The organism is Sphingomonas hankookensis (genome assembly GCF_028551275.1).
In the GTDB taxonomy this organism is placed as follows: Bacteria; Pseudomonadota; Alphaproteobacteria; order Sphingomonadales; family Sphingomonadaceae; genus Sphingomonas; species Sphingomonas hankookensis_A.
In genome coordinates, this window is sequence record NZ_CP117025.1 from 3,492,494 (window position 1) to 3,515,588 (window position 23,095).

Annotated in this window: 26 protein-coding genes; 9 read left to right on the forward strand and 17 right to left on the reverse strand. The window is 67.8% G+C overall.

Features of this window, described 5'->3' with window-relative positions; translation table 11 throughout:
• Positions 1–221 precede the first annotated feature (221 nt).
• Entirely contained in the window at positions 222–1,559 is a 1,338-nt protein-coding gene (locus tag PPZ50_RS16605) for a hypothetical protein (protein WP_272815568.1), read from the forward strand.
• Between the two features lie 11 nt (positions 1,560–1,570).
• On the forward strand, positions 1,571–2,167 hold the full coding sequence (locus PPZ50_RS16610) for a 5'-methylthioadenosine/S-adenosylhomocysteine nucleosidase (RefSeq protein WP_272815569.1): 597 nt from the start codon (positions 1,571–1,573) through the stop codon (positions 2,165–2,167).
• A gap of 1 nt (position 2,168) precedes the next feature.
• Here the strand turns inward: PPZ50_RS16610 and PPZ50_RS16615 are convergent, their stop codons facing one another.
• Genes PPZ50_RS16615 through xseA form a run of 5 tightly spaced genes read right to left on the reverse strand, consistent with a single transcriptional unit; the run spans position 2,169 to position 6,358 of the window.
• On the reverse strand, positions 2,169–3,245 hold the full coding sequence (locus PPZ50_RS16615) for a lactonase family protein (RefSeq protein ID WP_272815570.1): 1,077 nt from the start codon (positions 3,243–3,245) through the stop codon (positions 2,169–2,171).
• A 35-nt stretch (positions 3,246–3,280) separates the two neighbouring features.
• A complete protein-coding gene (locus tag PPZ50_RS16620) occupies positions 3,281–3,805 on the reverse strand; it encodes a superoxide dismutase family protein (protein ID WP_272815571.1) in 525 nt (174 codons plus the stop codon).
• A gap of 56 nt (positions 3,806–3,861) precedes the next feature.
• Positions 3,862–4,653 (reverse strand): M23 family metallopeptidase, encoded by a 792-nt coding sequence (locus PPZ50_RS16625; RefSeq protein WP_272815572.1) that lies wholly within the window; start codon positions 4,651–4,653, stop codon positions 3,862–3,864.
• The gene (locus tag PPZ50_RS16630; protein WP_272815573.1) at positions 4,650–4,847 is read right to left on the reverse strand and encodes a DUF2093 domain-containing protein; all 198 of its coding nucleotides are present in this window, start codon (positions 4,845–4,847) and stop codon (positions 4,650–4,652) included. The genes PPZ50_RS16625 and PPZ50_RS16630 overlap by 4 nt, the downstream gene beginning before the upstream one ends.
• A gap of 14 nt (positions 4,848–4,861) precedes the next feature.
• Entirely contained in the window at positions 4,862–6,358 is a 1,497-nt protein-coding gene (gene xseA / locus PPZ50_RS16635) for an exodeoxyribonuclease VII large subunit (RefSeq protein ID WP_272815574.1), read from the reverse strand.
• Here xseA and purD point away from each other — a divergent pair.
• Both purD and PPZ50_RS16645 read left to right on the forward strand, forming a co-directional pair.
• On the forward strand, positions 6,357–7,628 hold the full coding sequence (gene purD, locus PPZ50_RS16640; protein ID WP_272815575.1) for a phosphoribosylamine--glycine ligase: 1,272 nt from the start codon (positions 6,357–6,359) through the stop codon (positions 7,626–7,628). The two genes, xseA and purD, sit on opposite strands and share 2 nt — an antisense overlap.
• Positions 7,629–7,632: 4 nt before the next feature.
• Complete coding sequence (locus PPZ50_RS16645) at positions 7,633–8,208, forward strand: hypothetical protein (protein WP_272815576.1); 576 nt, start codon at positions 7,633–7,635, stop codon at positions 8,206–8,208.
• A gap of 28 nt (positions 8,209–8,236) precedes the next feature.
• Here PPZ50_RS16645 and PPZ50_RS16650 read toward each other — a convergent pair whose 3' ends face one another.
• Positions 8,237–8,851 (reverse strand): PAS-domain containing protein, encoded by a 615-nt coding sequence (locus tag PPZ50_RS16650; protein WP_272815577.1) that lies wholly within the window; start codon positions 8,849–8,851, stop codon positions 8,237–8,239.
• Between the two features lie 83 nt (positions 8,852–8,934).
• Positions 8,935–10,239 carry a hemolysin family protein gene (locus PPZ50_RS16655; RefSeq protein WP_272815578.1) on the reverse strand — a complete coding sequence of 435 codons (1,305 nt, stop codon included), beginning with the start codon at positions 10,237–10,239 and terminating at the stop codon, positions 8,935–8,937.
• Between the two features lie 174 nt (positions 10,240–10,413).
• Here PPZ50_RS16655 and PPZ50_RS16660 point away from each other — a divergent pair, with 174 nt between their 5' ends.
• Positions 10,414–11,091 (forward strand): OmpA family protein, encoded by a 678-nt coding sequence (locus PPZ50_RS16660; protein WP_272815579.1) that lies wholly within the window; start codon positions 10,414–10,416, stop codon positions 11,089–11,091.
• A 46-nt stretch (positions 11,092–11,137) separates the two neighbouring features.
• On the opposite strand, the gene map is transcribed toward PPZ50_RS16660, so the two are convergent.
• Genes map through PPZ50_RS16680 form a run of 4 tightly spaced genes read right to left on the reverse strand, consistent with a single transcriptional unit; the run spans position 11,138 to position 12,888 of the window.
• A complete protein-coding gene (gene map, locus PPZ50_RS16665) occupies positions 11,138–11,911 on the reverse strand; it encodes a type I methionyl aminopeptidase (protein ID WP_272815840.1) in 774 nt (257 codons plus the stop codon).
• 1 nt (position 11,912) lies between these two features.
• Entirely contained in the window at positions 11,913–12,119 is a 207-nt protein-coding gene (locus PPZ50_RS16670; RefSeq protein ID WP_272815580.1) for a ParD-like family protein, read from the reverse strand.
• Between the two features lie 48 nt (positions 12,120–12,167).
• Positions 12,168–12,602, reverse strand: coding sequence for a nucleoside deaminase (locus PPZ50_RS16675; protein ID WP_272815841.1), 435 nt, complete (start codon positions 12,600–12,602; stop codon positions 12,168–12,170).
• 58 nt (positions 12,603–12,660) lie between these two features.
• Positions 12,661–12,888, reverse strand: coding sequence for a hypothetical protein (locus PPZ50_RS16680; protein WP_272815581.1), 228 nt, complete (start codon positions 12,886–12,888; stop codon positions 12,661–12,663).
• Between the two features lie 163 nt (positions 12,889–13,051).
• On the opposite strand from PPZ50_RS16680, the gene rpmB reads away from it, so the two are divergent.
• The gene (gene rpmB, locus PPZ50_RS16685) at positions 13,052–13,351 is read left to right on the forward strand and encodes a 50S ribosomal protein L28 (protein ID WP_066688500.1); all 300 of its coding nucleotides are present in this window, start codon (positions 13,052–13,054) and stop codon (positions 13,349–13,351) included.
• 129 nt (positions 13,352–13,480) lie between these two features.
• On the opposite strand, the gene PPZ50_RS16690 is transcribed toward rpmB, so the two are convergent.
• On the reverse strand, positions 13,481–14,455 hold the full coding sequence (locus PPZ50_RS16690; protein WP_272815582.1) for an esterase-like activity of phytase family protein: 975 nt from the start codon (positions 14,453–14,455) through the stop codon (positions 13,481–13,483).
• 113 nt (positions 14,456–14,568) lie between these two features.
• Here PPZ50_RS16690 and dapE point away from each other — a divergent pair, with 113 nt between their 5' ends.
• Positions 14,569–15,696 (forward strand): succinyl-diaminopimelate desuccinylase, encoded by a 1,128-nt coding sequence (dapE, locus tag PPZ50_RS16695; RefSeq protein ID WP_272815583.1) that lies wholly within the window; start codon positions 14,569–14,571, stop codon positions 15,694–15,696.
• Between the two features lie 194 nt (positions 15,697–15,890).
• Here the strand turns inward: dapE and PPZ50_RS16700 are convergent, their stop codons facing one another.
• Both PPZ50_RS16700 and PPZ50_RS16705 read right to left on the reverse strand, forming a co-directional pair.
• The gene (locus PPZ50_RS16700; RefSeq protein ID WP_272815584.1) at positions 15,891–16,871 is read right to left on the reverse strand and encodes an SDR family NAD(P)-dependent oxidoreductase; all 981 of its coding nucleotides are present in this window, start codon (positions 16,869–16,871) and stop codon (positions 15,891–15,893) included.
• 4 nt (positions 16,872–16,875) lie between these two features.
• The gene (locus PPZ50_RS16705) at positions 16,876–18,177 is read right to left on the reverse strand and encodes a UDP-glucose dehydrogenase family protein (protein ID WP_272815585.1); all 1,302 of its coding nucleotides are present in this window, start codon (positions 18,175–18,177) and stop codon (positions 16,876–16,878) included.
• A 326-nt stretch (positions 18,178–18,503) separates the two neighbouring features.
• Between PPZ50_RS16705 and PPZ50_RS16710 the strand changes: the two genes are divergently transcribed.
• Positions 18,504–19,892 carry a sugar transferase gene (locus PPZ50_RS16710; protein WP_272815586.1) on the forward strand — a complete coding sequence of 463 codons (1,389 nt, stop codon included), beginning with the start codon at positions 18,504–18,506 and terminating at the stop codon, positions 19,890–19,892.
• 13 nt (positions 19,893–19,905) lie between these two features.
• Here PPZ50_RS16710 and PPZ50_RS16715 read toward each other — a convergent pair whose 3' ends face one another.
• From PPZ50_RS16715 to PPZ50_RS16725, 3 genes are read right to left on the reverse strand one after another with little or no spacing between them, the layout of a single operon-like run.
• Positions 19,906–20,466: a Smr/MutS family protein gene (locus tag PPZ50_RS16715; protein ID WP_272815587.1), complete on the reverse strand. Its 561-nt coding sequence runs from the start codon at positions 20,464–20,466 to the stop codon at positions 19,906–19,908.
• Positions 20,447–21,718 (reverse strand): murein transglycosylase A, encoded by a 1,272-nt coding sequence (mltA, locus tag PPZ50_RS16720; RefSeq protein WP_336314563.1) that lies wholly within the window; start codon positions 21,716–21,718, stop codon positions 20,447–20,449. Before mltA ends, PPZ50_RS16715 begins: the two co-directional genes overlap by 20 nt.
• Before the next feature lie 20 nt (positions 21,719–21,738).
• A complete protein-coding gene (locus PPZ50_RS16725; RefSeq protein ID WP_272815842.1) occupies positions 21,739–22,380 on the reverse strand; it encodes a Tim44/TimA family putative adaptor protein in 642 nt (213 codons plus the stop codon).
• A gap of 183 nt (positions 22,381–22,563) precedes the next feature.
• On the opposite strand from PPZ50_RS16725, the gene secB reads away from it, so the two are divergent.
• Positions 22,564–23,064, forward strand: a complete 501-nt coding sequence (gene secB / locus PPZ50_RS16730; protein WP_272815589.1) for a protein-export chaperone SecB — start codon at positions 22,564–22,566, stop codon at positions 23,062–23,064.
• Positions 23,065–23,095 lie beyond the last annotated feature (31 nt).

Here is a 23,095-nt window from a genome sequence, read left to right on the forward strand (position 1 = left end):
TTGCAGCAGAATCCCGGATTGCCGGGCATCATGCTGTATCCGTAACGATTCTCGTGTCGGATGCATATCGAAAAACTGCGCCAGTACGGCACTTTGCTGCATTGCGGCATGGCATTGTACTTTGTCCCCCGCGCCCGTAGAACGCGGCTGTCGTGCCGGTATCCGGACAGGCCGGACGTGCGCGACCATCATGCGGCCTGACCGCCAATCGGATATCTGCGATGGCAACGACGATCGATTCCCAGTTCCCGGACATGCCGTCCGCCCCGACCGGGCTGCGCCGCTGGGTCCGCGACGTCGATGTCGACCGGGCGGTGCTGCCGCTGACGATCGTGTTCCTGACCTATGGCACGCGCGATGCGCTGACCGGCGTGTTCCGCTACTGGCTGCCGAAATTCCATCTTGCGGGTGCGTGGTTCGTGCCCGACTTCATGTCGTTCCTGGTCGTGGCCTATTTCGTTTGGGTCTTGGCGATCCGCCGGCAATCGGCATGGGCGATCCTGTTTTCGATCAGCGTGTTCGTCTCGGCGATCCTTGGCTGGATCTTTATGGCGTCGTCGGCGGTCGCGCTGCTGTCGTCGGTCAAGCTGATGTCGCCGATGTTCGTCGGCCTCGCCTTTGCCGGGCGATCGATCGCCGATCGGAAATGGGCCTGCTATTTCATGTTCATGCTGGCGGTCGTGTCGACCGTGGGGCTGCTATGCTCCCCGCTGTTCGACTATCCCTGGGTCGGCATGGCGGTCGAAACCTTTGGCCAGACCAAGGCGGTCGGCCGCGTATGGTGGTCGGGCGGCGCGATCCGCTATGGCGGCTTTGCCGGCGACAGCACGATGGCGGCCTATATGTGCCTGTTTCCGCTGGTCATCGTCCACCGCCATATCTCGCCGAAGCTGGTGCTGCTGATGGCCGGACCGGTCGGCCTCGCGCTGCACCTGTCGACCAGCAAGACCGCGATCGGGTGCGGCGTGCTGTTCGCGGCCTATTATCTGTTCGTCGTGCTGCCGGGGCTGCGCAAGGACGATGGCGATCGCCGGCGCGAACTGACGCGCCTGTTCGCGAAATGGTCGTTCGTGCTAGTGCCGGTTCCCTTCATCCTGATGCTGGCGCTGGGCGGTACCGACCTGACGAAGATCGATCCGATGCTGTTCAGCATGCAGGACCGGATCAACAATACCTGGACGTTCCCGTTCACCTATCTGGGGCAGAATTTCCCGATCGGGCTCATCACCGGTTGCGGCCTGGGCTGCTTCACCTATCCGATGGAATATACGCAGCTCGCCTATCTGATGGTGCCGGTCGATAACTTCTACGTGGCGACCTATGTCATGCTGGGCGTGCCGTTCATCCTGTTCGTGATCGGCATGTTCACCGCGACCATCAAGAGCATGGACAATGAAAAGCTGACGCTGATGGCGTTGCTGAACGTCTATGTCATTACCGTTCAATGCTATGGCCCGTCGACCGCGACGATCGTCATGGGCTATGCGTTCAGTGACATGTTTCTGAACCACACCCGCCAATGGAAACGCCGCCATCGCGCCGGGTCGGCAGCCGGCTGACGGTTACCGACATGCCCGTGACCAACGTGCCGAGGCGTATCGCGTTCGTCATGGCGACGCGCCACGAATATGGCGCGCAGCTGCAACGCCGGTTCGATCCGCTCGTCACCGGCGTCGGCCCGGTCGAGGCCGCTGTCGCGACGGCGACCATGCTGGCCGAGGCGGCGGCAACGGGCGCGCTGCCCGATCTGGTCGTGTCGATCGGATCGGCGGGATCGCGGACGCTCCCGCTGGGATCGGTGTGGCAGGTGGCGAGCGTGTCGTGGCGCGACATGAACGCGTCGCGCATCGGCTTTGCCAAGGGAGTGGTGCCCTTTGCCGATTTCGGCGCGGTGCTGCCGCTCGGCACCGCGCTCGACTGGCCGACGGCGCGGCTGTCGACCGGCGCGGACATCGTCGGCGGCGACGACTATGCGCGGATCGATGCCGATATGGTCGACATGGAGACCTATGCCGTGGTGCGCGCCTGCCAGCGCTTCGGCGTGCCGGTCATGGGCCTGCGCGGCATTTCGGACGGGCCGGGCGAGCTGGAGGCGCTGGGCGGATGGACCGCGATGCTGGGCGTGCTGGACGAGAAGCTGGCGGCGGTGGTCGACCTGCTGGCGTAGCCTATGCCCGGTCGAGGAACACCACGCCCGGCACCGCGATGCGCACGGGCGTGGGGCGCAGGCGGCCGTCATAGGTCAGGTCGAGGATCGACACCGTGCCGCTGCGCTCGTTGGCGACGAGCAGCTGCCCCATCTCCTGCAGCAGCAGGAAGAAGCGCGGCCAGTCGCCGCCGCACGGGACATGCTGGGCAAGCGTCGCGCTGCCGTCCTCGGCCAGGTCGAATACGGCGATGCTGTTGTGCCCGCGGTTGGAGGCATAGAGGCGGCGGCCGGCGCGATCGATCGCGATATGCGCGGCATAGGAGGTGCCCTGCCAATCGGGCGGGAGCAGCGAGGTCGTGGCGCGCGCGGTCAGCGTGCCGTCGAACTGCGCGTCGAGCGTGGTCAGCGTGTTGGCCAGTTCGGTGACGACATAGGCGATTGGCAGCGTCGGGTGATAGGCCAGATGGCGCGGCCCCGATCCCGCCGGCGCGCGCCATGCGACCGCCGGCTCGCCAATCTCTCCGGTCGACAGCGCATAGGCGAAGACCGCGTCGGCGCCGAGATCGACCGAATGCAGGAAACGATTGTCGGGGGTGAAGCCGACCCAGTGCGCGTGCGGCCCCGCCTGACGGTCCTTGCGCGGGCCGGTGCCCTTATGCTGGCGGATGATCGGGGGCTGCGGCATGCCGGCGGCGAGCGGATAGAGCGCGACGGTGCCCGACGAATAATTGGCGACCGCCAGCAGGCCGCCGTTCGGCGCGATCGCGACATGGCAGGGATCGTCGCCGCCGCTCGGCAGGTCGGCAAGGACCTTGCCGTCGCGGTCGGTCGCGACCATCCGCCCCTGCGCGAATTCCCGCACGAAATAACGCATGTCGCCGCGCGACACGCCGAAGGATGCGTCCTTCAGCGCGGGATCGGCGTCGCCGACGCTCCAGCTGCGTGCCGTAGCGGGCAGGCGATAGACCCCCGCCCCGCCCTTTCCGGCATAGGTGCCGGCGATCAGCGCCTGCCGCCATCCCTGCGCGCGGACAGGCAGGGCGGACAGGGTGGCGGTGGCGGCCATGCCGGCCAGAACGGAGCGTCGCGTGGTCATGGACCCGCTATGCGCCGCCCGGCCGCCATGCGCAATCAGGCGGCGGTGAACACCCCGCAGGCGATGCGACCACCCGAATTGCCCGACGGGTCGGTCTTATAGTCGTCGGCATTGGCGTGGACCACGAACGCCGCTCCATCGGCGTCGAGCAGCCCGTCCATCGTGCCGGCGGGCAGCATGATCGTGACCGACCCCGATCCATCGGCACCGATGGTCAGGTTGGGCGCGTCACCCGCATGCGGGCCGGCGGGGTTGCTGGTGCCGTGCTGCTTCGACGTGGGGTTCCAATGCCCGCCGGCGGTGGTGAAATCGGGCGCGTCGCAGCGGCCGGTGGTGTGGACATGCGCGCCATGGACGCCGGCGGGCATGCCGCGTGCGTCGATCATGATCTGGATGCCGCCCGCCATTTCGGTCGCGGTGACGGTGCCGACATCGGCACCGGCGGCGGTGCGCAGCGGCGCGGTGGCGGTCCGGCCGGCACTCGCTCCGGTCGAGGCGGTGGTGGTGCAGCCGGCAAGCGCGGTGGCGGCGATGGCGGTGAGCAAGGTGGCACGCAGCATGATCGAGTTCCCCTTTGATACAGATGCGGAATGTTTCTCTGGCACCGAGGGTTCCGTCACGGCGTCATCGGTCCGGTCAGCAGCAGCGGATCGATCCGCGCATCGTGCCATTTCATGCCCCAGTGGAGATGCGGCCCCGTCGCCCGCCCGGTCGCGCCGATGGCGCCCACCACCTGTCCCTGGCGCACATGGTCGCCCGGCTTCACATCGATGCGCGACAGATGGAGGAACGCACTGTTCAGTCCCATGCCGTGGTCGATCATCAGCAGATTGCCCTCCAGCGTGAAGGGGGCCGACGCCGCGAGGATGACGACGCCATCGGCGGGCGCGGCAACGGGCGTGCCGGTCGGGCGCGCGACATCGACGCCCGAATGATAGGCGCCGGGTTCGCCGGCATAGATACGCTGCGACCCGAACAGGCCGGAGATGCGACCCTTGACCGGCCAGGCGAAGCGTTGCCGCCACCCCTGCGCATCGGTCGCTATGTCCCGCGCGGCGGCGATCTGCGCAAGTTCGGGCGCACGGCGGCGCTGGAATTCGGCGGAGGGCTGCGCGATGCGCGGCAGGGTCGGCAGCCGCTCGATCCGCCACGCGCGCGGCGCGACGCTCAAAGGACGGACGATGCGCTGGCCATCAGGCAGCGTCGCGATCAGTGTCGCGGACGGGCCGGCGTCGCGGTCGAACGCGATCAGGAACTGCCCGTCCGGCGCGACGGCGACCGGCTGTCCGTCCAGTTGCAGCGTCGCGCCTACGGCCACGCTGCCGGTCAGCACCGCGCCCTGCCCCGGCGCACCGCTCAGCACGATCGCGGCGGGAGCGGCCGCGATCAGGACGGTGGCGGCGATCACTCCGGCGCGAGCGCCTTGGTCGATGCCTCGGCATCGACATAGGCTTCCTGGCGGCCTGCATTCCAGTAGCGCAGTTCGTCGAGCGGGATACGGCTGCCGGTGACCGCACAGGTCACGAAGTCGCCATCGGCCAGCACCCGGAAGTTATTGGTCAGGTAGTGGAGCTTGGCGGGGCGGCTTTCGGGCTTCAGCATCTTGGGTGTCCGGATCAGAGCAGGGTGGGTTGCGTGGGCTCGACATAGGCGCGCCCTCCGGCACGCTCAACCTTCGCGTCCAGCACGCCGTCGCGGAAGTGGAGTTGCAGCGCCCCGGCCGCGCGCGCATCGGCGGCGGTGGCGACGGTCTTGCCGTTCGTCTTCGCGACGACGCGGACATAGCCTTTCTGCAGCAGATTGTCGGGGTTCACCTGTTCCAGCATCCGTGCGGTGCCGTCGAATCGGGCGCGCGCCTGCGCCAGCCGCTGGGTCAGCATCGCAGGCCTGAGCGCATGGCCGTGACGGTCGAGGTTGCGCCGCGCGGTTGCCACGCGGCGTTCGAGTGCCAGCGACAGGCGACCGGCGACATCGTCCAGCCGCTGGCGCTGCGGCCCCAGCAACGCGTCGCGGCGCGGCATGACGCGGACCAGCGCCGCGAGCTGCTCGCGCCCGCGATCATGATAGCGCCGCACGCAACGCTGGGTGCGCAGCGACAGGGTGGCGAGCGTGTGGGCAAGGTCGGCGCGGACCGGCACCGCCAGTTCGGCGGCGGCGGTCGGCGTCGGCGCGCGCAGGTCGGCGGCATGGTCGCACAGGGTCGTGTCGGTCTCATGGCCTACCGCCGAGATGACCGGGATCGGCGAGGCGGCGACCGCGCGAACGACGACTTCCTCGTTGAAGCACCACAGATCCTCGATCGACCCGCCGCCGCGCGCGACGATCAGGAGGTCGGGGCGATAGATCGTGCCGCGCTCACCATTTGCCGTACCCCCGCGCAGGCGGGGGTCCAGGGTTTCAGTCGCCGACGCCGGTGCTTCCGGCTCTGGACCCCCGCCTGCGCGGGGGTACGGGTTCGATTCTTCGGAAGTCGGGCGCGGGGGGAGCGCAGCGAACCCCTTCACCGCCGCCGCGATCTCCGCCGCCGCGCCTTCGCCCTGCACCTTGACCGGCCAGACGAGCACATGCGTCGGGCAGCGATCGGCCAGCCGGTGGAGGATGTCGCGGATGACCGCGCCGGTCGGCGAGGTGACGATGCCGATGGTGCGCGGCATGAACGGCAGCGGACGCTTCTTCGCCGGATCGAACAGCCCCTCGCCCGCCAGCTTCGCCTTCAACTTCTCGAGCAGCGCCATCAGCGCGCCCTCGCCGGCCAGCTCCAGATGATCGATCACGATCTGGTAGCGCGAGCGGCCGGGATAGGTGGTGAGCTTGCCGGTGGCGATCACCTCGACGCCGTCCTGCGGCGTGAACGCCAGCCGCCCCGCCGATCCGCGCCACATTACCCCGTCGATCAGCGCAGCATCGTCCTTGAGCGCCAGATAGACATGGCCCGACGACGCGCGCTTATAGCCCGAAATCTCGCCGCGCAGCCGGACGCGGCCGAACTCCCCCTCGACCATCCGCTTCAACCGGCCGGCGAGTTCGCTGACGCTTTCGGGCGCGGCGTTGTCGTTCGCGCGCGGCTCGGCTACGAGCCGGCTCGACATAAAATCGGGGAAACGATCGTCCATGAATGTCCTGTTGATCGGATCGGGTGGGCGCGAACATGCGCTGGCGTGGAAGCTGGCACAGTCGCCGCTTCTCGATACGCTTTATGCCGCGCCCGGCAACCCCGGCATCGCCCAATCCGCGACGCTGATCCCGCTGGACGTGACCGATCACGCCGCGGTGGTGCGCTTCTGCGTCGAACGGTCGGTCAAGCTGGTGGTGGTCGGGCCGGAAGCGCCGCTGGTCGCCGGCCTTGCCGACGATCTGCGCGCGGCCGGCATCGCGACCTTCGGGCCATCGGCAGCGGCGGCGCAGCTCGAAGGGTCGAAGGGCTATACCAAGGATCTGTGCCGCGAGGCCGATATCCCGACCGCAGGCTATGTCCGCGTGTCGTCGCTCGACGAGGCGATCGCCGCGCTCTCCCCCTTCTCGCTGCCGGTCGTCATCAAGGCCGATGGGCTTGCGGCAGGCAAGGGCGTGACCGTGGCGATGGACCGTGCCGAGGCCGAGGGGGCATTGGCCGCGATCTTTGCCGATGCCGGCGGCGAGGCGGTGATCGAGGAGTTCCTCGCCGGCGAGGAAGCCAGCCTGTTCGTGCTGACCGATGGCGTGTCGCTGCTGCCGTTCGGGTCGGCGCAGGACCACAAGCGCGTCGGCGACGGCGATACCGGGCCGAATACCGGCGGCATGGGGGCCTATTCCCCCGCCCCGGTCCTGACGCCGGCGCTGGAGAAACTGGCGATCGATACCATCGTCGCGCCGACCGTCCGCGCGATGGCAGCGCGTGGCACGCCCTATTCCGGCGTTCTCTATGCCGGGCTGATGCTGACCGATCGCGGACCGAAGCTGATCGAATACAACGCGCGCTTCGGCGATCCCGAATGCCAGGTGCTGATGGCGCGGCTCGACAGCGATCTGCTGCCGGTGCTGCTGGCAGTCGCGCAGGGAACCCTGGCAGAGGTGGCGCCGCCCGCCTTCAGCGACGATACCGCATTGACGGTCGTGATGGCGGCACCCGGCTATCCGGGCACGCCGGAAACGGGCCGCGCGATCGGCGGGATCGACGCGGCGGAGGCGACCGGCGCGACGGTGTTTCATGCGGGAACCCGTTCGGAGGGTGCAGGCGTTGTGACCGCCGGTGGCCGGGTGCTGGCCGTGACCGGGCGCGGGGCCAGTGTGACCGCCGCGCAGGAAGCGGCGTACCGGGCGGTCGATGCGCTCGACTTTCCGGGCTTCTGCCGCCGCGACATCGGCTGGCGGGAAGTCGCGCGCGAAGCGGCGATGAAGGATTGAGACGATGGATAGCGGCACCACTCCCCTGCAATCGCCCGGTTTCCTGGGCGCGCTGACGACGGTCCATTTCGTCCTGATCGCCGTGCTGGCGGTGCTGACGATCATCGGCATCGCCTATGGCATGAAGCTGGCGCGGGCGCGGCGGCAGGCAGCGCGCGAGCTGGAGGATGCCGGGCATCTGGAGCATGGCGATGCGGCGGTCCCCGAGCCGGCGGCAGCGGTCGAGACTGCGCGTCCGACTCCGCCGGTCGAACGGACGCCGGTCGAGCGCATGCCGGAACCGGCGATCGCTCCCGCGCCTGCTCCGGTCGCCACCCCGATACCGGCCGCGCCCGCTGCTGCGGATACCGACCTGACCCGCCTGAAAGGTCTCGGCCCCAAGGTCGCGGCGATGCTGATCGAACAGGGCGTTCCCGATATCGCGACGTTGGCGACACTGGATGCCGCCCGGGCCGATGCGGTCGCCGCGCAACTCGGCATGTTCGCACCGCGCATGACGAAGGATCGCTGGGTCGAACAGGCGCAGTTCCTTGCGGCGGGCGATATCGCCGGGTTCGAGGCCAGGTTCGGAAAGCTGTAGCGCCGGTCGATACCGCGTCGTACCCGCGCTACATCAGGCGCAGCGATTCATCGATGACGTGGTTGATGTGGTGCAGGACGTCGGACGTCTGGCGCGACAGATGCCGGATTTCGTCGGCGACGACCGCAAAGGCCCGGCCGCCCTCTCCGATCCGTGCCGCCTCGATCCGGGCATTGAAGGCGACCACCCGCTTCTGCGCGGCGATGTCGGCGACCCGGTGGAGCAACGTACCGGCTTCGCGGGTCAGGTTCTCGCGGCGCTCGCTGACCTTGGTCAGGTGGCGCGTATGGGTGACATCGACATAGGTCAGGATGGCGCCCCCCTGATCGACCGGCGTGAAGCAGATTTCCAGGATCGTCCCGTCGTCGAAATGATGGTCGAAGTGCCGCACTTCGCCCGCCCGCCGCCATGCGCGATGATTTTCGACGACCCCGGCCACCCGGTCCGGCGACCAGCCGACGGCCGCGCCGACATGGGCGAGATATTCCGGCAAGCTCGCCCCGGGGCCGATGGCCGAACCGGCAAAGCCCAGCATGCGGCCGACATGCGCGTTCATCGGCACGATTCGCTCGGCAGCATCATAGACGAGCATGCCGTGGCGCATATGGTTCATGACCAACGCTAGGAGTTCGGGTGCCGCCATCGCCAAGATCGTATACCTTTCGACACGAGCGGTAGCCCCAATCTCCCTAACGGACCGTTACGCAGGCGAAACCGGGTGGCGCGTTACGCCGCCTGCTCCACCAGCAATTTGTCGATCTTGCGCCCGTCCATATCGACGATCTCGAAGCGCCAGCCCTGTTCGGTGAAATGCTCGCCCTCGGTCGGCAGGTGCTTGAGGATGGCGAGCGCGAGGCCGGCCACGGTCGCATAGTCGCGGTCCTCGGGCAGGTCGATGCCGATGCGTTCGGCCAGCTGGTCGGCAGGCGTCTGGCCCGATACCAGCAGCGATCCGTCGTCGCGCCGGACGATATGCGGATGGTCGCCCTCCTCCGCATCCGACGCGAAATCGCCCGCGATCGCGCGCAGCAGGTCGGCTGGCGTCACGATTCCTTCGAAATGGCCATATTCGTCATGGACGAGGCCCATCGGCACCGCCGCCCGGCGGATCGCCTGCAACGCGTCCATCGCATCGACCTGATCGGGCAGCACCGGTGCCTCGTGCAACAGCGTGCGCAGATCGAGCGGTTCGCCGCGACAGATCGCCGCGACGATGTCGCGCGCCTGCACCACGCCGATCACCGCATCGACCGATCCTTCGGCCACCGGCAGGCGGGTGTGCGGCGTCGTCGCCATCGCCGCGCGGATGCCGGCATCGTCGAGCGTGACGTCGAGCCATTCGACTTCGGTCCGCGGCGTCATCACCTCGCGTACCGGACGGTCGGCAAGGCGGACGACGCCCGAGATGATCGAGCGCTCATGCTCCTCGATCACGCCCGACTTGCTGGCTTCGGCGACCAGCAGGTGCAGTTCCTCCGCCGTCACCCGGTTTTCGGATTCGCGGTTCATCCGCAGCAGCTTGAAGATCAGGCCCGAGGTGGTGTCGAGCAGCCACACGAACGGCGCGGTGATCCGCGACAGCCACAGCATCGGCAGCGCGACCAGCACCGCGATCGGTTCCGGGCTGCGCAGCGCGAACTGCTTGGGCACCAGTTCGCCGATCACCAGGCTGGCAAAGGTCGTGACGCCGATGACGACGCCGAACCCGACATTGGCCGCGAGCGATTCGGGCAGGCCCAGCAGCACCAGCCGCTCGCCGACCGGCCCGCCCAGGCTGGCGCCCGAATAGGCGCCCGACAGGATGCCGATCAGGGTGATGCCGATCTGGACGGTCGACAGGAATTTGCCGGGATCGTCGGCCAGCCGCATCGCGGTAGCAGCACCCCTGCCCCCCGCTTTCGCCAAGCCTTCGAGCCGTGCCTTGCGCGCGGAGACGATGGCGAGTTCGGACATGGCGAACACGCCGTTCAACGCCACCAGCGCGAGGATGATGACGACGTCGAACCAGGGGAAGGGTGTGAGAGGTTCCATTGAACTGCCCCACCCATGCCGCAATGCCGCGCCCCGCACAACCGGCGAGTCGCGGCGGGACGATCAATTTGAGCGTCGGCCGGTCAGGAACCGTTCAAAACGGATGCGGAACAAGTGCGGCGTTGCCCGGTTTTTCCGGGCAAGACCGAAATTGGATACGTTGGAGGACATGACATGGCGAAGGGCTCGAAATTCTGGATCGCGGGTGCGCTGTCGGCGGCGCTGCTGACCGGCGGGTGCGTGACCGACCCGGAAACCGGCGAGCGCAGCATCTCGCGCGCGGCGATCGGCGGCATCGGCGGTGCGGTCGGCGGCTATCTGCTGGGCGATCTCGTTGGCGGACGCCGCGACCGGACCGAGAAGATTTTGGGTGCCGGCATCGGCGGCCTCGCCGGCGCGGGGATCGGCGCGTACATGGACAAGCAGGAGCGCGACCTGCGCGCCCGCACCGCGGGCACCGATGTCGAAGTGACGCGGCGCGGCGATGACCTCGTGCTCAACATGCCGGCGGGGATTACCTTCGCCTATGATAGCGCCAATGTGCAGCCGCAGTTCCGCGCGACGCTGGACCAGGTCGCCGACGTGCTGCGCGATTACAACCAGACCTATATCGACGTGTACGGCCACACCGACTCGACCGGTTCGGACGCCTATAACCAGACGCTGTCGGAGCGTCGCGCCGCATCGGTCGCGACCTATCTGACCTCACGCGGGGTACAGTCGGCCCGCATCGGCACGCGCGGTTTCGGCGAGACCCAGCCGATCGCGTCGAACGAGACCGAGGAAGGCCGCGCCGAAAACCGCCGCGTCGAGATCAAGATCGTGCCGATCGAGCAGGACCAGCTGCGGTAATGTGCGATGTTCCGCCGTACCCCTGCGCAGGCAGGGGTATGGCGGATCAGCGGCGACCCGACGGCACCTCGTCGGACCGTAGCGTCAGCACTTCCACCCCCGTTGCGGTCACCGCGACCGTGTGTTCGAACTGTGCCGACAGCTTTCCGTCGGCGGTGACGACGGTCCAGTCGTCGTCCTCCTGCACGACCTTGCGCGACCCCTGATTGACCATCGGTTCGATGGTGAAGGTCATCGCTTCCTGCAGCACGGCGCCGGTGCCGGGGCGGCCGAAATTCAGGACCGAGGGTTCCTCGTGCATCTCGCGGCCGATGCCATGGCCGCAATATTCGCGCACCACGCTATAGCCCTGCTTCTTCGCATGGCGTTCGATCGCCGCGCCGATATCGCCCAGTCGCGCGCCGGGGCGGACCTGTGCGATGCCCGCCCACATCGCGCCCTGCGCCGCCTGCACCACCCGCCGCGCCTGCGGGGTAACGGTGCCGACCATATAGGTCTTGGACGAATCGGCGATGAAGCCGTTCTTTTCCAGCGTGATGTCGAGGTTCACGATATCGCCGTCGCGCACGATCGCCGCCGCATCGGGCACGCCGCGGCACACCACATCGTTGATCGAGCTGTTGAGGACATAGCCAAAGCCATATTGCCCCTTGCTGGCCGGGCGGGCGGCAAGGTCGTCGACGATGAACCGCTCGACCAGATCGTTGATCGCCAGCGTCGACATGCCCGACAGCGGCTGTCGGTTGAGCATTTCGAAAACGGAGGCCAGCAGCCGGCCCGATTCGCGCATCAGGCCGAGTTCGGCGGGGGACTTCACCATCTCAGGCGGCGACCGCATCGACCGCGCCGACCTGTGCGGCGGCGAGGCGCGTACGGATGATGTCGTTGAACGACAGCTCGGGATTGGCCTCGGCGATCATGCCGATCGTCATCCAGAATTCGGCCTGTGCATTGATCGAGCGGCACAATACCCCGCTCGCCCGCCGCACCTCCTCGTGCAGCGCGTCGTCGATCTTCACGATACCCATTGCCGTCCTTTCGATATACGAACCATATATGGTCCGTATACCGCGCGGTCAAACCCCGCGTCGTCCGGCGAAGAACGCGCGCAGCAGGGCAGCCGATTCGGCCTCGGCAATGCCGGGATAGATGTCGGGCCGGTGGTGGCAGGTCGGCTGGATGAAGAAGCGCGGGCCGTGCTCGACCGCCCCGCCCTTCGGATCGGACGCGCCATAATAGAGCCGGGCGATCCGGGCATGGGCGATCGCCCCCGCGCACATCGCGCACGGCTCCAGCGTGACCCACAGGTCGCAATCCTCCAGCCGGTCGCGGCCAAGTGCCTGCGCGGCGGCCCGGATCGCGAGGATTTCGGCATGGGCGGTGGGGTCGGCCAGCGTGCGCGGGGCGTTGGCGGCGGTGGCGATCACCTGCCCGTGCCGCATCACCACCGCCCCCACCGGGACCTCGCCCGATTCGGCGGCGGCACGGGCGGCGGCAAGGGCATGGCGCATCGGCGCGGCGTCGAACATGCCGGCCCCCTTGCCAGCCGGGGCCGCTACCCGCCAGCGGTTACTGCGGGGCCTTTTCCACGTCGACCGTAGGCACCGCGACCGTGCGGTTGACGGTGCCGACATCCACCTTGCCGACCTCGACGTCGAACTTCGGTACCTGACCACCCTCGATCTTGACCTGGGGCAACGCCCCCTGCTGCGTCTGCGGAATGCCGATCACCTGAAAGATCATCAGCCCCGCGACGAACAGCACGACCACACCCAGCAATGCCAGAAATCCGCGCATCCATCGTCTCCCGATCTTGTCATCATCCGAATCGTTGCCGTAACAACGCAGTCGCGGCGGTACCGGTTGCACGCGCGCCCTTGCGGTTGACGCGGCGGCCGTTCGACGCTATCCGCGCCGTCTTTCCGGGGCATGTGTCCCGACACAGAATCAGGATCAAATCATGTCGCGCATCTGCGAGCTGACCGGCAAGGGCCGGCAGGTGGGTCACAATGTTTCCCACGCCAACAACAAGACCAAGCGTACGTTCCTGCCGAACCTGCAGAACGTCACGCTGATGTCGGAAGCGCTGGAGCGCTCGATCCGCCTGCGCGTGTCGACCCATGGCCTGCGTTCGGTCGAGCATGTCGGCGGCCTCGACAACTGGCTGCTGAAGACCAGCGACGACGACCTGTCGCTGCGTGCCCGCCGCCTGAAGCGCGACGTGAAGAAGAAGGCCGCCGCGGCAACCGCCGCCGCCTGATCCTGTTCGCGACGGATGATTCGAAACCCCGGACGGCCCGCCGCCGTCCGGGGTTTTCGCGTGCCCGGTTGCCGGCAGGTGCGATGCCCGGTATCGGCGAAGATGCCGTCGGGCCGGTCGCTGCCCCGCTCAAAGCTTGAGGCGGAACTTCAACAGCAGCGAGCGTTGCCAGAACGCCTGGTTATCGTCCGACGCGACCCACAGGATATCGCGCCCATTCTCGCGGGTAAGGGCCAGCGCTTCGAAATTGTCGTGGATCGCATCGCCCTCGAACGCGGAGATGGTGCGGCCGGTCACGATCGCGCCGGGGCGGATCGCCCCCGCCTCGACCAGTTGCAGCCGCGCGGTGAACAGCTGGGGCAGGCCGAAGCGGCGGACCAGCACCAGCAGCCGTCCGTCGGGCAGCGCGAGTGCGTCGGTCACCGCGAATTCGGGCGGCGCCACATAGCGGAAACCGTACCACGGCACCGCCGGGTCGATCGGATTTCCCTTAAACCGGATCGCGGCAAAGCCCTTCAGCCCGCGCTTCGCGTTCGATTCGCTGAACACCACCACGCTGCCATCGGGCAGGGTCGCCACCGCCTCAGGCCCGCTATTGGCCGACCATTTGCGCATCGAGCGCGGCGCGCGCGACCCGACCACCCGGCGCAGGTCGTGATCGTAGCGCCACAGCGCATTGGCGCGTTCGAACCCGACCAGCACGTCGCCGCCGGGCAGCACCGCCATCGATTCGCTGTCGCGGTCGCGCTTTTCCCATCCGGTGCCCGGACCGCCGGGCAGTTCGCGCGCCGCCGCGTCGCGTACCTGCCAGTCGCGGCCCATCGTCAGCCGGACGATGCCGCCGCCGTCGGACAGCAGCGTGAAGCGCGTGCCCTCGACCCGCATCGACGAAAAGCCGCCGAACACCGGGTCGGGACTGCGCAGTTCGACCCCGCCCAGATAGGTCAGCGCGCCGAGCCGCCGCCGTGCCGGATCGCCCGCGAACAGATCGACCGGCGTCGTGGTCACCTGCGCCGGTCCCGGTCGCAGCAGCGGCAACCGCTCCGCACCCGACCAGCCGGGCACGATCAGCAACACCGCAAGGGTCACGAACAGGATACGCATCGCCAACGGCTCTAGGGGGGCGCCGCCCCTGCCGCAATGTCGTGCGCCATTGCATCCGGCGCATAGCTGGGCGATGCGGCGGCAGTCCTGCCGTCCTGTTCGAAAGCCAATCGATGTCCGATGTCGTCGCCCTGACCAAGGCCCTGCTCGCATGCGACAGCGTAACGCCCGCGACCGGCAGCGTGTTCGACGTCGCCGAAGCGATGCTGGCACCGCTGGGCTTCGCCGTCGAACGGTTCGTGACGGGCGAGGCGCCGGACGGGCCGGTCGAGAATCTGCTGGCGGTGCGCGGGGACGGCGGGCGGCATTTCGCCTTTGCCGGGCATCTCGACGTCGTGCCGCCGGGGCCGGGCTGGACCAGCGGGCCGTTCGAGCCGGCCGAACGCGGCGGGCTGATCCATGGGCGCGGCGCGGTCGACATGAAGGGGGCGATCGCCGCGTTCATCGCCGCCGCCGCGACGCTGCCCGCCGGGCTGGGCACGATCAGCCTGATCCTGACCGGCGACGAGGAGGGACCCGCGATCTTCGGCACCCGCGCGCTGATCGACCGGATGACCGAACGCGATCTTGCCCCCGACCTGATCCTCGTCGGCGAACCGACGTCGCAGGCGCTGCTGGGCGACATGATAAAGATCGGGCGGCGCGGATCGGTCAATCTCTGGATCGACGTGCCCGGGCGGCAGGGCCATGTCGCCTATCCGCACCTGGCCGACAATCCGATCCCGAAGCTGGTCGCGGCGCTGGCGGCGATCGAGGCGGTGGTGCTCGACACCGGCAACGACTGGTTCCAGCCGTCGAACATCGAGGTGACCGACATCGCCGTCGGCAATCCGGCGACCAACGTCATTCCCGGCCATGCCCAGGCGCGGCTGTCGATCCGCTTCAACGACCTGCATCGCGGCGACGCGCTGATCGAGCGGGTCCGCGCCATCGTCTATGCCCATGCGCCCGAAGCGGTGGTGACCGGTCGCGTGTCGGGCGAGGCGTTCCTGACCCCGCCGGGCGCGTTCTCGACGCTGATCGCCGATGCGATCCGGCGGCACACCGGTCGCACGCCCGAATTGTCGACGACCGGCGGCACGTCCGACGCCCGGTTCCTGTCCCGCCTGGCCCCCACCGTCGAATTCGGCCTGCTCAACGCGACGATGCACAAGGTCGACGAAGCGGTCGCGGTCGACGATCTGCGGCTGCTGACCGCCATCTATGCCGATATCGCGAAGGGGGCGCTGCGCCAGATATGAGCTTTCAGGCCTACCCGTTCGTCCTGAGTAGTCACTGAGCTTGTCGAAGGGACGTATCGAAGGACCGTTTGCGGCAAGTGCTTCGATACGGGTCTTCGACTGCGCTCAGCCCCTGCTCAGCACGAACGGGTGGCTTTCAACTCGTCAGCTCCAAGCGCCAACGCACCACTCCGTCCAGCTATAGCCGCTCCGGCTCAACCGACCCGATAATAGTCCCGATACCAGTCGGCGAAGCGCTGCAACCCTTCGGCCAGCATCACCTTGGGCTGATAGCCGGTCAGCTCGCGCAGCTTCGACACATCGGCATAGGTCGCGGTTACGTCGCCCGGCTGCATCGGCTTCATGATCTTGACCGCTTCCCGCCCGATGGCGTTTTCCAGCGTCGAGATCATCTCCATCAGCCCGACCGGATGGCTGTCGCCGATGTTCAGCACGCGGTGCCCGCCCTGTTCCGGCGGATGGTCGAGCGCGCCGAGGATGCCGGTGACGATATCGTCGATATAGGTGAAGTCGCGCGCCATCTTGCCTTCGCCGTACACCTCGATCGATTCCCCCGCCATGATGCGGTTGGTGAACGAGAAATAGGCCATGTCCGGCCGGCCCCACGGGCCATAGACGGTGAAGAAGCGCAGGCCTGTCTGCGGAAAGCCGTAGAGCTTCGCATAGGACTGGCTCATCAGCTCGCACGCACGCTTGGTCGCGGCATAGAGCGAGACCGGATCGACCGAGGGTTCGTCCTCGCTGAACCCCTGCCCGCCCATCGGCTTGTCGCCATAGACCGAGCTGGACGAGGCATAGACCAGATGCTCGAACCCCGGTGCGTGGCGGCACGCCTCCATGATCGACAGATGCCCGGCGAGGTTCGACCGTTCATAGGCCATCGGGTTGTCGATGCTGTAGCGCACCCCCGCCTGTGCCGCGAGATGGACGACGCGGGTCACGCCATTGTCGCGCACCAGCTTCGCCATCGCCTCGGTATCGGCGATGTCGGCGCGGTGGAAGCTGAACTCCCGCCGGCCGTTGAAGGTCGACAGGCGCGCTTCCTTGAGCGACGGGTCGTAATAGTCGTTGACGATGTCGACGCCGATCACCGTCTCGCCCCGCTCCAGCAGGCGGTGCGCGGTCGCGTGACCGATGAAACCGGCGGCGCCGGTGACGAGGACGGGACCGGCCATCGGATCAGCGGCCCACGGCGGTGTAGGAGAAGCCGGCAGCCTCCACCACGTCCCGCGGATAGATGTTGCGCAGGTCGACCAGGATCGGCTGCGACAGCAGCGACTTCACCCGCGGCAGGTCCAGCGCGCGGAACGCGTCCCATTCGGTGACGATGACCAGCGCGTCCGATCCCTCGATCGCCTGATACACCCCGTCGCAGAAGGTGACGTTGTCGACCAGCTTGGCGGCATGTTCCATGCCTTCCGGGTCATAAGCGCGGATGGTCGCACCCGCGTCCTGCAACGTCTGGATCACCGCGATCGCCGGGCTGTCGCGCATGTCGTCGGTGTTCGGCTTGAAGGTCAGGCCCAGCACCGCGACGGTCTTGCCACGGACATCCTCGCCCATCGCGGTGATGACCTTTCGGCCCATCGCGCGCTTGCGGTTGTCGTTGACCGCCACGACCGCCTCGACGATGCGCTGCGGCGCTTCGAAATCCTGGCTGGTCTTGAGCAGGGCCAGCGTGTCCTTGGGGAAGCACGACCCGCCATAGCCGGGGCCAGCGTGCAGGAACTTGGCACCGATACGGTTGTCGAGGCCGATGCCGCGCGCGACGTCCTGCACATCGGCGCCGACCTTCTCGCACAGGTCGGCGATCTCGTTGATGAAGGTGATCTTGGTGGCGAGGAACGCATTGCCCGCATATTTCGTCAGTTCGGCCGCGCGGCGGGCCATTTCGATCACCGGCGCACGGTTCAGGCTGAGCGGACGGTAGATTTCGCGCATCACCGCCATCGCCCGCTCGTCATCGCCGCCGACGACGACGCGGTCGGGACGCTTGAAATCGTCGATCGCGGCGCCTTCGCGCAGGAATTCGGGGTTGGAGACGACCGCGAAATTGCCCTCGGGATTATGCTTGGCAAGGATGCGCTCGACTTCGTCGCCGGTGCCGACCGGCACGGTCGACTTGGTCACGACGACCGTGAAGTCGGTGATCGCCTGCGCGATTTCTTCCGCTGCGGCATAGACATAGCCGAGATCGGCATGACCGTCGCCCCGGCGCGACGGGGTGCCGACCGCGATGAAGATCGCCTGCGCGCCCTTCACCCCTTCGGCAAGGTCGGTGGTGAATTCGAGCCGGCCGGCCGCGACGTTGGAGGCGACCAGCGCGTCGAGGCCCGGTTCGAAGATCGGAATGCGGCCGGCATGAAGCGCGTCGATCTTGCTCGCATCCTTGTCGACGCACACGACATGGTGCCCGAAATCGGAGAAGCACGCCCCCGACACCAGACCGACATAGCCCGTTCCAATTACCGCGATGCGCATTTCCTGGCCTCCATACGTCCGTTCCTGCCCGGCAACGTTGTTTTGCGGCAGGGCAACATGAAAATTGCCTCACCTTGTTTCCACGGGAATGACAAGCCCTGTTTTTGTGGAACAGGTCAAGCGCGGGACGAAGCGTCCCGGGTGCAGGATGATCGGGTCCGGGGTTTCCCAAGCGGTCCGACGGCGGCTTGTCCTTCCAAAGCTTCCATTTGGCGCGGGTTTCCGGCAATGGTTGAAATCAGGCTTTTCATTTAGTCACTTTTGCATAACGGATTTCGGTCAATGGGCCGGTACGTGGTCACAACCGTCCAAGGGGTGCGAATCCGGTGAACTCTACACCGACCGACATGATCGTTTCGCCGGACGATGCTGCAGCGCAGCAAGGCTTCTGGAGTACCCCGCACGCCCTTCGCTTGCGGGTATTCGGCATCCTGCTGATCCTCGACCTGTTGTCGATCGGGATCGGTTTCGCCGTTCCCTGCATCTGGTATCGCTACGACCCGTCGCTGGTCGGCGTCTTCTTCGTGGCGAGCGCGGTCTATGTCGCGATCGCGTTCAACGGCGGGGCATTCTCGTTCAAGCCGTCGCGGACGTTCATGATCGATACCGGCCCGGCCGTCCGGTCGCTGCTGTTCACCTATGGCACGCTGTTCCTGATGTCGTACTTCCTGCGGCTGGACCAGACGCTGCCGCGCGGATTGCTGGTGATCGCGATGGCGACCGGGCTGATCCTGCTGTCGGTCCTGCGCCAGATCGTGGTCGTCTATACCGCGACCCATTTGCGCGACCGGCTGCTGACCCAGTTGCTGATCGTCGACGGCATGCCGATCACCCCGCCCGACGGGTTCCAGGTGTTCGACGCCCGTGCGCGCGGGCTGCGTCCGAACCTGCGCGATCCGGCGATGCTCAATGCCTTCGGCCTGCTGATCCGGGGATGCGAACGGGTCGCGATCGCGTGCCGGCCGGAGGATCGCAATAACTGGGCGATGATGCTGAAGGGCGTGAACGTCCGTGGCGAGATCGTCGTCAACGACCTCGAATCCTATGGCGCGTTCGGCGTGTCGAACGTCGGCGACCTGCCGGCGCTGACGGTCGCGGTCGGGCCGCTGCCCTTGCGCAAGGCGCTGGCGAAGCGGCTGTTCGACCTTGCCATCTGCGTGCCGGCCCTGATCGCGCTGCTGCCGGGCATCATCCTGATCGCCATCGCGATCAAGCTGGACAGCAAGGGCCCGGTACTGTTCCGCCAGCGCCGCGTCGGACAGGGCAACGAATTCTTCTACATCCTGAAATTCCGGTCGATGAAAGTCGAGCAGAGCGACCCCGACGGCAAGAAATCGGCCAGCCGCGACGACGACCGCATCACCCGGGTCGGCTATTTCATTCGGCGGACGAGCATCGACGAGCTGCCGCAGTTGTTCAACGTGCTGCTGGGCGACATGAGCATCGTCGGGCCGCGTCCGCACGCGCTCGGCTCGCTGGCCGGGGACAAGCTGTTCTGGGATATCGACGAACGCTATTGGCACCGCCATGCGCTCAAGCCCGGCATCACCGGCCTGGCGCAGGTCCGCGGTTTCCGGGGCGCGACGACCGAGACGACCGACCTGACCCAGCGGTTGCAGGCGGACCTCGAATATATCTCCAAATGGTCGTTCTGGCGCGATGCCGCGATCCTCGTGCTGACCGTCCGGGTGCTGGTCCACCGCAACACCTTCTGACCGGTCGGACCGGTCAGTCGGGGCGACGCCCCGGCCGGCGCAGGATCAGGTACAGCGCCCCCTGCCCGCCATGGCGGATATGCGCGCCGCGGATCGATGCCACCCGGTCGGCATAGGGACCGGCGATGATCCAGTCGTGCACCGCCGCCCGGATCGCGCCGCGCGCATGCGGGCGTTCCGATTCGGCGCGGGGCGGCTTGCCGGTCACCAGCAGCAGCACCCGGTCGCCGCGCTGGATCGCGCGCGCCAGCCCCTGGTCGAGCAGCGCATGCGCCGATGCCAGCGTATGGCCGTGCAGGTCGAGCGTCGAATCGGGGCTGACCAGCCCGCGCGCGAGCTTCCGGTCCCACCCTGCGTCGAGCGTCGGTCCGGGGATGCGCGCCTTGGCCGGGGCCGGCGGGGGGACGCAGGCGCAGGCGCGGACCGGCTTGGGCGCCGGCACGCCATGCTTCTCCAGCCGTTCGAGCGGCGGCGGCGCGGAGGGCCTCGCGCGGGCGGCGTGGAGCGGCTTTACCGCCGCGACCACCCGCGCCCATAGCGCCGCCTCGCCCGGATCAAGGCGTCGCCCGGCCACCCGCGATCCGTGCGACGGTGCCGATCGGCAACAGGAGGAAGGCGGTGCCGCGCGCGCTCATGCCGCCGGCGATCGCCCGCGCTTCGTCGCCCGCACCCCAGAAGGTGTCGAAGCGGTTCGTGCCTTTGATCGCGCCGCCGGTATCCTGCGCCACCCACAACCCGCTGGCGTCGGTGCGGTCCATCGACAGGAAGACCGGCGCGCCCAAGGGCACGAAGCGTATGTCCGCCGCGACGCTGGCATTGCCGGTGACGGGCAGGCCCATGGCGCCCAGCGGCCCCGGCCCGGTCAGTTCGCGGAAGAAGACGAAGCTCTTGTTCTCGCGCATGATCGCGCGGCCCTGTTCGGGATTGGCGCGCAGCCATGCCATCAGCCCCTGCATCGACGCCTGCCCCAGCTGGACCAGCCCGCGGTCGCGCATCAACTTGCCGATGCCGGTATATTCCCGGCCATTCTGCCCGGCATAGCCAATGCGCATGACGCCGCCATCGGGCAGCCGCAACCGGCCCGATCCTTGTACCTGCAGGAAGAACATCTCGACCGGATCGGCCGCCCACGCGATCTCCAGCCCGCGTCCGGCCAAGGCGCCTTGCTCGATCGCGGTCCGGTCGAAATAGGGAACGAAGGCGGTGCCATCGACCCGCCCGCGAATGCGCTTGCCCTTCAGATCGGGCGAGAACAGGCCGAGGTCGACCTCGACCAGATCGCCCGGCACGCCGTAGATCGGCGTTTCATAGCCGCTGCGCCGGGTACGCGATCCATGGATTTCGGGTTCGTAATAGCCGGTGGCGAAGGCCTTGCCGTCGCCGACCTGCGCGGTTTCGAACCAGCGCGCGAAAAAGGCGCGCGCACCGCCCGAGGGAACGCCGCGCGCCGCGTCGCATGCCGGCTGCCAGTCGACCGGGCGGGTCAGGCCGGTCGGGTCGGCGCGGCGCACGACCGAGGCGCAGCTGATCCGGAAGGCGGCCACCGCGCGGGCAGCGACATCTTCGGCAATCGGCAGGTCGGCGACCGGCGGTCCGGCGACGACACCGGCCGCCAGCGCGGTCGTCGCGCCATCGACGGTGCCGACCCCGGTGATTGGCGGCAGGGGTACCGACGCGGTCGGCTGGCGCACCGGTAGCGGCCGGGTCGGCGTGCCGGGCGACGGATCGACCCGACCCGGCGCGGGCCGCGACGCCACGCTCTCCGCCCCGCGCGGCACGATCGCGTTCGAACAGCCGGCCAGCAGCAGCGCAGCGAATGCCGCCATCCCCCCTGTGCGCATCGCGATCAGGCTTCGTCGGTGTCGGCAAGCTTCCAGTTCGGGTCACTGCTCTTGAGCACCCGCAGGAACGTCCACACGTCATGCGTCTCGACCGCGTCCGACAGCGAGCCGGCGATCATGTTGCCATCGGCATCGCGGGTGACCGCGGCGATATCGGCATCAAAACGGACCGCGACGCGGGCGACCCCGCCCTCGACCGATGCCTCGGTCACGACCGCGCGCTCGATCGAGACGAGGCGGTTGTCGAGCGTCTGGCCGGCGGCGTTACGCTCGGCGATCGCCTGTCCGAAGGCTTCGCGCACGTCGCGTTCGGTCAGCCATTCCAGCGTCGCCTCGTCGTCTTTCCAGAAAGCCTCGAGGATCATGCGATAGGCGGACTTGGCCCCTTCGATGAACTGCGCGACGTCGAAGCTAGGATCGGCCGCGATCAGCGCGCGCAGGCCGGGTTCGGCACCGCTTTCGACATGGCGCGGACCCAGCACGCGCGCCTCCGGCGTCACCTCGATCGGGCGGGCGGCCGGCGGCGTGCCGATGCGTTCCTCGGCCGGGCGCGGCAGGGGTTCATGGCCGGTGCGCTTGCCCAACACGGCATAGAGCCGCATCGCCAGAAACGCCGCCACCATCGCGAGCAGGACGACAAAAACCAACATGCCTTCACTTCCTTCCGTCGATCGGACATAGGACCGATCGGGCGCGGATACAAACGCTGCGGCGGCCATCTGTTTCGCCGGGCGGGTCGACCCGTTGAATCGCGGTCCTGCCGCTGCTAGTCCGCGCCATCTTAACGCGGCAAGCGCCAAAGCTTTCCGCCGTAGCGGACAGGAACTACCATGGAAGATCAGAACGACGCCACCGGCATCGACGCCTTTGCCAATGGGGACGACAGCCAGCCGTCGGTCAACGTCATCACCCAGTACGTCAAGGACCTGTCGTTCGAGAATCCGAACGCGCCGGGCGTGTACCAGCTGCCGGGCAGCCCGAAGCTGGACGTGCAGTTCAACATCGGCGCGAACCAGGTCGGCGACGATGTCCATGAAGTCGTGCTTAAGATCGAGGCCCGGGCCGAGATCGAGGATCAGGTGATGTATCTGGTCGACCTGTCGTTCGCCGGCCTGTTCGGCCTGCGCAACATTCCCGCCGAGCATCTCCAGCCGTTCCTGCTGGGTGAAGCGCCACGCATCCTGTTCCCCTTCGCCCGCCGGGTGCTGGCCGATGCGGTGCGCGACGGCGGCTTCCCGCCGCTGATGCTGGAGCCGATCGACTTCGCGCAGCTGTATCTCAGCCAGGCCGAACAGCAGGCCGGGATGGGCGAGGTCGCCGGTCACGCCTGAAGTCTTGGCGGCGGGGCTGACGGAAGTCCGA